This is a genomic window from Alphaproteobacteria bacterium, assembly GCA_030740435.1.
GTDB lineage: Bacteria > Pseudomonadota > Alphaproteobacteria > UBA2966 > UBA2966.
Map to the genome: position 1 here is coordinate 18,566 of JASLXG010000160.1, position 12,167 is coordinate 30,732.

General features: G+C 64.4%; 13 protein-coding genes and 1 pseudogene. 10 read left to right on the top strand and 4 right to left on the bottom strand.

Features of this window, described 5'->3' with window-relative positions; all coding sequences use genetic code 11:
* The first annotated feature begins 12 nt into the window (after nt 1-12).
* From QGG75_16290 to QGG75_16300, 3 genes and pseudogenes are all read left to right on the top strand, one after another.
* The gene (locus QGG75_16290; GenBank protein MDP6068794.1) at nt 13-1,185 is read left to right on the top strand and encodes an acyl-CoA dehydrogenase family protein; all 1,173 of its coding nucleotides are present in this window, start codon (nt 13-15) and stop codon (nt 1,183-1,185) included.
* Between the two features lie 54 nt (nt 1,186-1,239).
* On the top strand, nt 1,240-2,073 hold the full coding sequence (locus tag QGG75_16295) for a crotonase/enoyl-CoA hydratase family protein (protein ID MDP6068795.1): 834 nt from the start codon (nt 1,240-1,242) through the stop codon (nt 2,071-2,073).
* Nucleotides 2,074-2,592: 519 nt separating this feature from the next.
* Nucleotides 2,593-3,138: pseudogene (locus QGG75_16300) on the top strand (transposase zinc-binding domain-containing protein).
* A 335-nt stretch (nt 3,139-3,473) separates the two neighbouring features.
* Here QGG75_16300 and QGG75_16305 read toward each other — a convergent pair.
* Nucleotides 3,474-3,869, bottom strand: a complete 396-nt coding sequence (locus QGG75_16305) for a cytochrome c (protein MDP6068796.1) — start codon at nt 3,867-3,869, stop codon at nt 3,474-3,476.
* Nucleotides 3,866-4,075 (bottom strand): hypothetical protein, encoded by a 210-nt coding sequence (locus QGG75_16310; GenBank protein ID MDP6068797.1) that lies wholly within the window; start codon nt 4,073-4,075, stop codon nt 3,866-3,868. The genes QGG75_16305 and QGG75_16310 overlap by 4 nt, the downstream gene beginning before the upstream one ends.
* Before the next feature lie 1,237 nt (nt 4,076-5,312).
* On the opposite strand from QGG75_16310, the gene QGG75_16315 reads away from it, so the two are divergent.
* From QGG75_16315 to QGG75_16330, 4 genes are all read left to right on the top strand, one after another.
* The gene (locus tag QGG75_16315; GenBank protein MDP6068798.1) at nt 5,313-6,548 is read left to right on the top strand and encodes a diaminopropionate ammonia-lyase; all 1,236 of its coding nucleotides are present in this window, start codon (nt 5,313-5,315) and stop codon (nt 6,546-6,548) included.
* A 65-nt stretch (nt 6,549-6,613) separates the two neighbouring features.
* Nucleotides 6,614-7,216 carry a helix-turn-helix domain-containing protein gene (locus QGG75_16320; GenBank protein MDP6068799.1) on the top strand — a complete coding sequence of 201 codons (603 nt, stop codon included), beginning with the start codon at nt 6,614-6,616 and terminating at the stop codon, nt 7,214-7,216.
* Nucleotides 7,217-7,387: 171 nt separating this feature from the next.
* On the top strand, nt 7,388-7,765 hold the full coding sequence (locus QGG75_16325; protein ID MDP6068800.1) for a hypothetical protein: 378 nt from the start codon (nt 7,388-7,390) through the stop codon (nt 7,763-7,765).
* A 309-nt stretch (nt 7,766-8,074) separates the two neighbouring features.
* Nucleotides 8,075-8,392 carry a hypothetical protein gene (locus tag QGG75_16330; GenBank protein ID MDP6068801.1) on the top strand — a complete coding sequence of 106 codons (318 nt, stop codon included), beginning with the start codon at nt 8,075-8,077 and terminating at the stop codon, nt 8,390-8,392.
* Nucleotides 8,393-8,402: 10 nt separating this feature from the next.
* On the opposite strand, the gene QGG75_16335 is transcribed toward QGG75_16330, so the two are convergent.
* Complete coding sequence (locus QGG75_16335; protein MDP6068802.1) at nt 8,403-8,771, bottom strand: hypothetical protein; 369 nt, start codon at nt 8,769-8,771, stop codon at nt 8,403-8,405.
* 100 nt (nt 8,772-8,871) lie between these two features.
* The gene (locus QGG75_16340; GenBank protein MDP6068803.1) at nt 8,872-9,801 is read right to left on the bottom strand and encodes a DMT family transporter; all 930 of its coding nucleotides are present in this window, start codon (nt 9,799-9,801) and stop codon (nt 8,872-8,874) included.
* A gap of 101 nt (nt 9,802-9,902) precedes the next feature.
* Here QGG75_16340 and QGG75_16345 point away from each other — a divergent pair, with 101 nt between their 5' ends.
* The 3 genes from QGG75_16345 to QGG75_16355 form a co-directional block, all read left to right on the top strand.
* Entirely contained in the window at nt 9,903-10,202 is a 300-nt protein-coding gene (locus QGG75_16345) for a hypothetical protein (GenBank protein MDP6068804.1), read from the top strand.
* 145 nt (nt 10,203-10,347) lie between these two features.
* Nucleotides 10,348-11,190, top strand: a complete 843-nt coding sequence (locus QGG75_16350; protein MDP6068805.1) for an ATP-binding protein — start codon at nt 10,348-10,350, stop codon at nt 11,188-11,190.
* A 97-nt stretch (nt 11,191-11,287) separates the two neighbouring features.
* On the top strand, nt 11,288-12,167 hold an 880-nt coding region (locus QGG75_16355), incomplete at its 3' end, for a pentapeptide repeat-containing protein (GenBank protein ID MDP6068806.1).

A 12,167-nucleotide genomic window follows, 5' to 3' on the forward strand; every position in this document is an offset into this window, starting at 1 on the left:
AAGGGAAACGCCATGAACGACAATCGGCAATCAGCCATACCCAACACGCAGCACAGCCCCTACTACACCGAGGACCACGAGGCCTTTCGCGACACCTTGCGCCGCTTCGTCGACAAGGAAGTGATGCCCCATGCCGCGGCCTGGGACGAGGCCGAGGAATTTCCCCGCGAGCTCTACAAGAAGGCGGCTGAAATCGGCGCCATCGGTTTCGGCTACCCCGAGGATCTGGGCGGCGTGCCGGCCGACCTTTTCTACACCGTCATCCTCAACGAGGAATTCGCCCGGCCCGGCGTCGGCGGCATCATGGCCAGCCTATTCAGCCATTCCATCGGCACGCCGCCCATCGTGGCGCTGGGCTCGGAGGATCTCAAACGCCGCGTGGTGCCGGAGATCCTGGCCGGCGAGAAGATCAGCGCCCTGGCCATCACCGAGCCCTCGGGCGGCTCGGACGTGGCCAACCTCAAGACCCGGGCCGTGCGCGAGGGCGACGACTACGTGCTCAACGGCTCCAAGACCTTCATCACGTCGGGCATGCGGGCGGATTACTACACCGTGGCCGTGCGCACCGGCGGCGAAGGCATCGGCGGTATCTCGCTCATTCTGGTGGAGCGCGAGCGGCCCGGTTTCGAGCGCACGCTGCTCAACAAGATGGGCTGGTGGTGCTCCGACACGGCGACGCTTTATTTCGACGACTGCCGGGTGCCGGCGGGCAATCTGCTCGGCGTCGAGAACGAGGGCTTCCGCGGCATCATGCTGAACTTCAATTTCGAACGCTTCGGCATCGCCGCCATGGCCCATGGCCTGGCCAAGACCTGCCTCGAAGAAGCCGTCTCCTACGCCCATGAGCGCCAGACCTTCGGCAAGCCCCTGATCAAGCACCAGGCCATCCGCCACAAGCTGATCGACATGGCGACCAAGGTAAATGCGCTGAAGGCCACCATGGAGGCACTGGCCTGGCGTCTGGAGCAGGGCGAAAGCCCGGTGGCCGAAATCTGCATGCTCAAGAACCAGTCCACCGAGACGCTGCAGTTCTGCGCCTCGGAAGGCGTCCAGGTGCTGGGCGGTGCCGGCTACCTGCGCGGCGCCAAGGTCGAACGCATCTACCGCGAAACCAAGGTGCTGGCCATCGGCGGCGGCGCCGAGGAAATCATGAAAGACCTGGCCTCACGCCAATTAGGCTGGTGAAGCTGAACGACGTTCAGCATTTTACACAACGTTTTAACTTCATCGGAGGCGACCATGAGCGAATCCGTCGTGCTGTACGAATCCGATGGCCGGCTGGCCCGCATCACCCTCAACCGGCCGGGCCGATTGAACGCCATCAACGAGGACCTGCCGCTGGAGCTGGCCAGTGCCGTGGAGCGCGCCAACTGGGACGACGGCGTCCACGTTATTGTGCTCTCTGGCGCCGGCCGGGCCTTTTGTTCGGGCTACGACCTCAACCTCTTCGCCGAACGCCCCCGGCCCTGCCCCGGCTCGCAGGACATGCCCTGGGATCCCATGCTCGATTACCAGTGGATGGAGCGCTTCACGCAATGCTTCATGAGCCTCTGGCGCAGCCACAAGCCGGTGATCTGCAAGGTGCAGGGCTACGCCGTGGCCGGCGGCAGCGACATCGCACTTTGCTCCGACCAGGTGGTGATGGCCGAGGACGCGCGCATCGGCTATCCCCCGGCCCGCGTCTGGGGCTGCCCGACGACGGCCATGTGGCTCTACCGCGTCGGTGCCGAACGAGCCAAGCGCATGCTGCTGACGGGAGACCTGATCGACGGCCGCGAAGCCTACGAGATGGGCCTGGTGGGCAAGTGCGTGCCAGCGCAGGAGCTTGACGAAACGGTCGAAACCATGGCGCGCCGCATGGCCGAGGTCCCGCGCAACCAGCTGATGATGCAAAAGCTGATGATCAATCAGGCCTACGACAACATGGGGTTGGCCTCGACCCAGATGATCGCCACGCTGTTCGACGGCATCACCCGCCACAGCCCCGAAGGCGTCGCCTTCAAGGCGCGCTGCGAGGAAGTCGGCTTCCAGAACGCCGTCAAGGAACGCGACGGGGGCACCATCGGGTTCTAGATTTGCCGCCCACTTGACTTCCAGCGAGGCCATCGCCTGCGCCCCTTCGTGCCGCCGATCGACCCCATCGGAAGGTCGGCTCCGGCCCCGATTGCGGGCTATTCTGGCCGAGGCCCGAACTGACGTTCATAGCCAGGAGCACTAAATCGCTAGCGCGATATTCGGCTGGTACTGGGCCATGGCGAGCCTGGCTGCCAGCCAGGATTCCATCGCTATCCTTGTGGGCTCTGCTTCCTGATCATTGGGGTTCCAACGACCTCAACACAGGAAGGAGCTTTGCCATGACGACGAACACGATCCAGCCGTTGCGCCAGCGCATGATCGAGGACATGACCGGGCGCCAGCTCACGACGGGGACACAGCGAGGCCACATCCGCGGCTGCCGGCGATTTGCCGCCTTCCTGCAGCGCTCGCCGGATAGCGCCACGGCTGAGGGCGTTCGCCGCTTCCAATGTCCAAGCCGGGCAGGAAGGCCAAGAAGGGGAGCAAGGCCAAGGCGCTAACGTAACCGCCTCGGCCATGCCTCGACCAAGGCTGGAAGTCGCGGACATCTTGCGCGACTTCGGCCCGGCCTGGCGTCGGGCCAACGCCGGCCATGTCAGCCTGCAACAGATGAAGGTGATGAGCGCCATCACGCGCTGCCGCACGGCAGCGTTGGGAGGGCATGTGGCGCGCTGTGAACCCTGCGGGCACACCCAGATCGCCTACAACTCGTGCCGCAACCGCCATAGCTACAAGGACTATCGCAGCCAAGGCTCCGAGCGCTACAAGGCCATGACCCTGGAGACCGGCGAGTTCATCCGCCGTTTCCTAATGCATGTGCTACCCAAACGCTTTCACCGCATCCGGCACTATGGCCTGTTGGCCAACGGCAACCGCGCCGCCAATATCCGATTGGCGCGGGAACTCCTCGGCCAACAACCTGCCGCTGAAACGCCCAGCGAAACGCCCGAGGACGAGCCCTCCGAGGATCCCGAGGCGCCTCCCAAAAGCGCCCTACCTTGCCCCCACTGTGGCGGCCCTATGGTCGTCATCGAAGTCTTCCAGGCCGGCTGCCAACCGAAGCACTGCCCAACTCAAATCCCCATAGCTCGCGCTCTGCATCCCGCGATTTCGTGCCTTGGCGCTTCTCGGACGCCGGCAAACAGCGCGCCTCACTCCCAGCGCCTCAACGGCGTCCGAGAAACCTGCACAGCACCAGACGCCCAGGGGTCGAAAGCGGAAGTGCGGGTACCGCTTATGCACCCCAGCACTTGGTCGCCTGTGCTTAGCCCCGCTGTATGACGCTGCCCCCAGGCGGCGCTCGCCTTGGAGTGGTTGGGCGTCGCCACCACCTGGAGGAACGCTCTAGCGTAACGTCAACACCCCGTCCGACACTCGAAGAACAACAGTCGCTGCCTCTACTTCGGTGGCAGGGTCTGGGCGTAGGCCAGGATGTCGACCAGGTTCTGGATCGGCAGGAATCTGAGCGCTGGCATCGGCACGCCGGGATGGCCGTTGCGGATCTTATGCAGTGCCTCCCAGGGGTTCGCGTTGGCCACGGTGCCGATGAATTCGGGATTTGCCTCGCTCTTGAAATTTATGGCCTTGCCGTCGAAGCCGTGGCAGGCGGCGCAGACGTTTTGGAAAACACGTTCGCCGTGACCGGCGTCACCGCGGGCTCGCGACGATTCCTTGTCGATGAAGCGATCGACGTCGTGCTGGCCGCGGGTGACAAATAGCGCCAGGCGCTCGGCGACACTATCGGGAAGCTGCTCCGGGCCGTAGGCGTGGACCTCGTCACGTAGGGCCTTCATGACGATGGCCGGGTTCTTGCCCACCAGGTGACGTAGCCGTGCTTCTTGCCCCAGGGGGGATAGGAAGGGTGGTTCTTGTGGGGCTCGGCGACGTCGATCGCTACCGCCCAGTTATCGTAAAGCCGGCCGCCGAAAGCCACCTCCCAATCCTCGGTCGGAGATTCCGGAATGCCGCCCAGCCAGTCGCGGCTGGGTTCCACCGACATGCCGTGCTCTTGGTTGCTCGCGGTTTGGCTTTGGGCGGTAGCGGGCGAGAAAACTCCCAACCAGGCCGCGGCGGCTGCGCAGGCCACGCCTACAATCATCCATCTTGCAGCAAAATCGGTCATGCTATGGCGCCTTCTCTTTGCTGGTCATCGCAGGTAAGAAAAAGAAGGCCGACCCGGCTTGGGTGATATGCGGTACAAGTGCAGAGTGACGCCGGGTCGACCCAGGAGACAATGAAGAGCTTTCGTCGGGATGTGCCCCAGCGTTGCTCCCCTACAACCCAAAATCAATGTGACAAGTCGCCGCGGTCCGGACTTGCTGCGGCCCTGGGAACGCTGTTGTTGCCGAGTATCTGTCGGTGCTAGCCCGCATTTCTCACCGGGTCAGGGCCTTCGTCGCCCCCAGGTGATGCGATCCGGAAGGAAAAGATCGATGAGCGTAGTGGGACTACGTTCTTCGACCTTTTCCGTAGCGGGCGCGCTCACAGGGACTCTGCGGGGCGACCCTTCGGGCGCCGCTGTCGCACCGACAGGGTGTGTCACGCTGCTTGCCCGATGTCCCACATCGCGCGGCGCAGCGTTCCTACCCTGTCGGCGCGACAGCGACGCGCAGGCCATGACCCGGTGAGAAATGCGGGCTAGCCGTCGAGAAGATTGGTCGGGTCAACCCCCGCCGATTCAGTAGACTAGTTATTCACTGCAGCATGCACACAACACAAGCTACTAGAGGAAGTTCGCCTATTGGGACGCCTGCGGCAAATTGCGCACTGCCTGTGAGGCACAGAATTGACCATTCGGATCTCCGCCGTCGGAGAGTGCAAACAATGGATTCCAGTTCGTCCACCTTTGCGAACCAATGACTGCTTCGGGTCTTGGCTGTATGAATACGCCGAAAGCCCACGACCTCGCGCAACAATAAGATCGATAACACGGCCAGGGCATATCTATCATGCGCAAGAGTAGTGCTTAGCGAATCAATCTTGCGCCTGAATGTTCCGATGGAAGGTTTTCACACAGCCAGGGTCATGAGCGACTTTTCGGCCCCGCCCCCGGCATGCTCGCTGCACCTCCAGCAACGGACGCCCTGGCGGCGGACCAGGCGGTGGCATGCAGGTCGCCCACGAATGCCCCCTGGGTTACCATTGCCGGCGATTGCCACGAGCCTTCCCGGAAATCCGCACGATGGTCGCGATCCGATTGGCTTGACCGCTGCCGACGTGGCCCACGGGGGATGATGATGAGCGCCGCCCTGAAACCGTTCGCCGAGGCCTCCCGCCGCCACTTCGCCAATCCCCGTTCCTGGCGGGCTCGAGGGGACCAGGAGGCCTTTGCCGAATTGCTGCCCGGCGGGATGACGGCAGCGGCCGAGCTCGAGATATCCGCCTGGCCCGGCTATCGGCCCAGCCCACTGGTCTCCCTCCCGGGGCTTGCCGATGCCGCCGCGGTTGGCGGGATCCACTACAAGGACGAATCCGGCCGCTTCGGGCTTGGCAGCTTCAAGGCCCTGGGTGGCGCCTATGCCGTGTGCCGCCTGTTGACGGAAGATCTGCAGCAGAGGCACGATATCGGCGGACTCGACGGCGCCGGGCTGCAAAGCGGCCGCTATGCCAAGCTGACGGCCGGCTTGACCGTCGCTTCGGCCACCGACGGCAACCACGGCCGATCGGTGGCCTGGGGCGCCCGGCGCTTCGGCTGCGCTTGCGTCATCTACATTCATGCCGAGGTCAGCCAGGGCCGGGAGCAGGCCCTGCTGGCCCAGGGGGCGGAGGTGGTTCGGGTCTCCGGGAACTATGACGACTCGGTCCGCCGCTGCGCCCAGGATGCCGAGCGCAACGGCTGGACCGTCGTCTCGGACACCTCCTGGCAGGGCTATCGCCGCATTCTCCTGACCGTCATGGCGGGCTACTCGGTGCTGGTGACGGAACTGATCCATGAGCTCGGGCGGCGCCCGCCAAGCCACGTATTCGTGCAGGGCGGGGTGGGCGGCATTGCCGCCACCGTGGCCGACCTCTTCGCCCGAACCTGGCAGCGCGAGCGCCCCAGGTTCATCGTCGTGGAGCCGGAGCTGGCGCCCTGTCTCTACGCCAGTGCCCAAGCCGGCGCTGTCCGCAGCGTCGTCATCGCCAGGGAAACCTTGATGGCGGGGCTCTCCTGTGGCGAGGTTTCGCCGCTGGCCTGGGAAGTGCTGGCCTGGGCGGCGGACGATTTCATGACCATCGGCGAGGAACTGGTGGCACCGGCGATGAAGCTTCTGATCGATCCTCCCTTCGGAGACGCGCGGCTGGTCGCAGGCGAATCGGCGGTGGCCGGACTGGCGGCTGCCTTGGCCGCCGGCCTGTCGCCGAAACTCAGGCAAAGCCTGGAGTTGGATGCCAAGAGCAAAATTCTGGTCATAGGTACGGAAGGCGCAACCGATGCGGAGATATTCTCCCGACTGACCGGGCACCAGCCTGACAGTGGGGCGCAGGCCTAGGCCGATGCGTTACGCGGAGCGCAATTGAACGTTGTTCAAATTTCTGATAGACTCATTACCGAGCCATGGCGGAAAACCATCCCCGGAGCGCAATACCGCGCCGCGAAGCGCTGCGCCTGTTCAAGCGCGCCGCCATTCGCGACGCGGCGCGCCGCGTCTTCGGCCGTGATGGCCTAGAGGCCACCACCATGCGGGCCATCGCCGGCGAGGCCGGCTATTCCCCGGGCGCGCTTTATTCCTACTATCCCACCAAGGATCATTTGCTCGTCGACCTGGCGGCGCAGTCGCTGGGCCTGGCGGCCAAGGCCGTGCGTGCCGGTGGCAGCGACGAGGCCGCTCCTGCAGCCCGGGCGCTCTATGCCTATTTCGCCACCCGGCCGCACGAGTTCGACCTAGTGCTGACGGTGTTTCAGGCGGCGCGGCGGGCTGACGGCGGCAGCCCCGATCACGAACGCCGGCTGACCGGCCAATTGATCGCTGCGCTGGCGCCCATCGCTGAGGGCCTGGTGGCGGCGGGAGAGGGAGCGGTCGCGGCCAACCGCCGGGCTCTCGCCATGGGTGCCGAAATCCTCGGTCTGTTGATGCTGGCCAATTCCGGCCAACTGGCGGCCCTGGGCATCGGACCGGAGGCGCTGCTCGACGGTGCCACCAGGCCAAGAGGGGATTGATCCCACCGGGGGCCGCGCCGGCCATGCCCCGGTGAGAAGTGCCGCGAATTTGTTTTGATGTTGGGAATCTGATACGATGCCGTCACAGTATGGAGACGCTAAAAACTATCCGAGCGAGAAAATACTCAAAAAAACCATCGCTCGTGGGTTGATGCCTTAGGGAGGTTTGTTGTGTCTACTGCGATACAATTCGACGCCGTTGGTTTCGCTCCGGAAATCGACAGCAATGCGGATCTTGACCTTGATCGTGGAGCGTCGGCGACCGGCTGCCAGATGATGGTTCACACGGCCTTCGAAGCTTTCCTTATCTTGGCGCGCGAGCATGCCTTCGAGGGCAAGGTCGATCTCGAGATTTTGGAACGAATGGGTTGTGCCGTGGGCGGCCGCAAGCTGCAAGGCGTGTTCGATTCGATTTCCCGACGCTGCCAAGAGAACTGTCGGCAAGAGGGGGCGAAGCCGATCTCCGCTCGGATTGCCGACAGTTCCAATGTCAGGTGGGTGACCGATGGCGACCCGCCGCTGGCCGTCGATTTTCCCTGCGAGACGTAACCAGAGCCAACGCGGCAAAAAGCACGTCCGTACTTTCAGACCCTACGTACCCATTCCGGCGGCGGCCGCCCGGGCAAGAGTTGTGGGCAGCTCTCTGCTGCTCGTGACCCGGTGAGAATTGCGGGATAGAGGCAAGATATTGTGATTGCGGACCAGACGACAGTACAACGTTACAAAACAAGCTCAACTACCCCAATAGTGTTTCTGAGAGACAGCAATGCCCCAACTCCCTTAGCGTACCATATGACTACTTGGTTGCGCCGAGGATCAAGAGATGATACGAGTTCGTTGCTTCCATTGGAGGGCGCCATGACTGACGTTGACACAAATTCGAACGATCTGATTCCTTCCGAAATGCTTCAGCGCTGGCGTGATGAGCGCAGCCGCCTGTCGGAAAAGATTGTCGGGTTGCAGCATCGTCTTGAGACGCTCGACAAACTGCTCGAGGCCGGCGGGGAACTTGCAAGACTTGACAATGTCGTTCAACCATTGGAGCCCAAGGAAGGGGACGCGATGGCCAGTTCCAAGGCTCCGACCTCGGCGCCAGTGCCCCCAGAGCAGCCTGATCGCAAAGAGAGAAATTGGACGACGACCGTCAGTACCCCCGAAAAGGCGGAGCAAAGTTAGTCGATCCGGGCTAGCCGTCTCCGGGAGGCGGCGGCGCCGCTTCGCGGCTCAGCACGCCGGCTTCCTCCATCTGTTGCATCAGGCGCTGCAGGATGTTGATCATCTGCGGCACCGCGGTGACCGGCAGCACCAGGCGCTGGCAGGGCCGCCAGAGCTCGTCGCCGCTCTCGGGGTCGTGGCCCATGGCGGAATAGAATTCCAGCTTGAATATGGGGCCCCGCGAGAGCGCGCCATGGGCGCCGTCGGCGTAGGTCTCGGGCACCGGCCCAGCCTGCGGCACCAGCTTGAAGCCGGGACCGGCGGCACCCGATGGAGCCTCTGCACCCGCTGCCGCGGGGCCCGCCGGAAGTTCTGCCTTGCCCTCGTTGTCGCCCGCCATTTCGTCCCTCCGTTGCACCCCAGGTCAAAAAAACTGCCCCAAGCCTACGCTACACCGGGGTGTCGGTGGAAGGGGATCGCCCGGCCTCGCCCAATCAGCCTCACAGCCGGTCGGCCGGGACGCCGCTCTGCTCATCCCCGCCGCGCAAATGGGCCTCGCGATAGGCGATGTAGGTGACGGCCGCGAAGATCATGGCGCCGCCGATCCAGGTGCGCAGGCCGGGCACCTCGGCGAACAGCCAGAAGCCGAACAGCGCCGCCCAGATCAGGCGGGTGAATTCGAGCGGCAGCACGGCGCTGGCATCGGCCTCCTTGAAGGATTGCGCCATGGCCAAGTGGCCAACGGTGCCGAGAGCGGCCAGCACGGCCAGTCCGGCCAGTTCCAGCAAGGTCGGCAGGCGCCAGACGAAAAGTGCCGGAACCAGGGTGATCGGCGTCATCAGCAGGGCCATGTAGGCGGTGATGGTGAGCGACGAATCGGTGTTCCCCAGTTTCTTGATGATCAGCATCGTGGCGCCCCAGATGGCCGACGACACCACCACCAGCAGCAAGCCCGGACTGATCTCCTGGAAGCCGGGCCCCAGCACCACCATGGCGCCGGCGAAGCCGATGGCGAGCGCGCTCCAGCGCCTGAGGCGCACGATCTCGCCGAGCAACAGGGCGGCGCCGACGGTGGCAAACAGCGGGGCCAGAAAACTGAGGGCCGAAATGTCGGCCAGCGGCGACAGCGTGAGGGCCGTGAAAAACATCAGCATGGCCATCGACTGCAGCCCCGAGCGCCAGGCGTGCAGGCCGAAGTGTTCGGTGCGCAACGTCGCCAGGCGGGCCCTCAGCAACACCGGCAGCAACACCAGCAAGCCGAAGAAATTGCGAAAGAAGGCGATTTCGAAGGGATGCAGCCCACCCTCCGGCCCGGCCGCGGAGACCAGGCGGATGGTGGCATGCATAGCAGTGAACATGGCGCCCGAGATGACCATCAGAATCATGCCCCGAAGGGTGGGCGGCAGGCGGCGGCTAAGCGAGCGGATCATCGACATCCCTTCATTTCGCCTTCATTTCGCGCCACCAAACCGGATCCGGGGCCGCCGGGCGATTCATATCGATCTCGAGATGCGCTAGAGTGATTGCCGCCATGGCCAGAGCCGCAGCACCCATGTTCATAGAACGCCGCACCGTCAGGGGCAAGACGCACCACGCCATCGTCGATGTCCAAGGCCGCAGCCGCCTGGCGCTGGGCCGCTGGCCGACGCCTGAGCTGGCCATCCGCCACTGGTCGCGCATGATCCGGTATTGGCACAGCGCCTGGCTGGTGCGCAGCGGCGAAGACGACGAGGCCGGCCACAGCGCCTGCCGGCGGCTGGAGGCCAGGATGGCCGAGGCCCGGCGTCGCATTGCCCGCCTCGAAGCGGTGGTGGCGCGACTGTCACTTTGAGGCGGCTAGCGCAGCAGGCAGAAATCCGCTAGAATTCGCCTACCGTTCAAGCCTTTAGACGGGCAAGTGGGGATCGGGACGCAAGTTCATGTCTGGTGCGCCAAAGGCCATCATGCCGGAACCGATTGGCTCCGGGGAGGGGTTCGTGGAAGCAAGCCGCGGCGATTCCGTCGACGAGGTAACTTCGTTGCGCCAACGCCTGGTCGAGTTGGAAACCCAGGCGGCTGAATACGACCGCCAGCGTGAATCCCTGCTGCAGGCCAAGGAACAGGCCGAGTTGGCCAACCGCACCAAGACCGAATTCGTGGCCAACATGAGCCACGAGCTGCGCACGCCGCTGAACGCCATCATCGGCTTCGCCGAGGTGCTGGGCCAGGAAATGCTGGGCTCGCTGGGCAATCCCCGTTACCGCGAATACTCCAATGACATTCTCTCCAGCGGCAAAATGCTGCTCGATCTGATCAACGATATCCTCGACATCTCGGTCATCGAGGCCGGCCAGATCACGCTGCGCAAGGAACCTGTCAACGTCTCCAACCTTTTCGCCGCCTGCGAATCGCTGGTGCGCGACCGGGCCCGCGATAGCGGCGTGAGCTTCAATATCGCGTTGCCGGCCAACCTGCCGCTGCTGTTCGCCGACCCGCTCAGGCTCAAGCAGGCCATTCTCAACCTGGCTTCCAACGCCATCAAGTTCACGCCCCAGGGCGGCACCGTGGAACTGGCGGCCGACGGCTCCGACAGCGGCGAGTTCGTGATCCGGGTCAGCGATACCGGCATCGGCATCGCCGCCGAACACGTGGAACACGTGCAGCAGCCCTTTGCCCAACTCGAGGGCGCCTTTCAGCGTCGCTACCAGGGCTCGGGCCTGGGGCTCTATTTGACCAAATCCATCGTCGAGGCACACGAAGGCGCCATCGCCTTCGACAGCGAGCTCGAAGTCGGCACCACGGTGACCCTGACCTTTCCGGCGGTGGTTCTTGGATCTTGAGTGATGGTCGTCACACTTGGCGCCGCCCCGAAAGCCTAAGATGACGCACCGCTGCCGGCCGGGCTCAGCCGGCAGGGCGGTGATGGGGGAGGTTTGAATGGCCGGCAAGGACGATCAAAGCAGCATCGAATTCAAGCGCCTCGAGCAGGACGAGCTCGATCAGCTGCTGCAGGCCCACGATGCTTTCCTCACCGGCGGCCGTGGCGGCCAGCGTGCTCAGCTGGCCTTCCACGACCTCTCGAACCTCGACCTCAACGATCGCAACCTGCGCGATATCGACTTCTCCGGCACCAAGCTGCGCCAGGCGACGCTCAAGGGGGCGCAGTTGATCTCGGCCAATCTCTTCGCCGCCGACCTCAGCGTGGCCTCGCTGGACGGCGCCGACCTGACGCGGGCCGACCTCAGGGGAGCCTGTTTCCGCGGCGCCGTGCTGACCGACGCGACCATGGTGGAGAGCGATCTGCGCGAAGGCGTGCTGGCCAAGTACGACGCCCAGCGCGACCTCGAGGTGGTCAGCTTCGGCGCCACACCGGCGGAGTTGACCACGGTGCTGGCGGCGCGGGCCAACCTGAGCAGCGCCAAGCTCTCGAACGCCTTCGTGGTGCAGGCCGATTTCACCGACGCCATCCTCAGGGGCGCCCAGCTCAAACGGGCCGACCTGCGCAACACGGTGCTCACGGGCGCCGATATGAGCAATGCCGACCTCAGCGACAGCAACCTTTCCGGTGCCGTCATGCAGGGTGCCATGCTGAGCGGCGCGACCTGGTCCAACGCCGTCCTGGACGGTGCCGACCTGCGCGGCGCGGCCATCGATCCCGAGGCCCTGGAGACCGCCTACTTCCGCTCCGCCAAGATGCCCCAGCCCCTCGAGACGCTGGGGCGGTCGTTGGGCGAGGTGGTTTCCCAACACCTCATCTGGGTCGAAAGCTCGGGCGCCAAGGGCCAACAGGCCGTGCTCAGCGATGTCAATCTCAGCG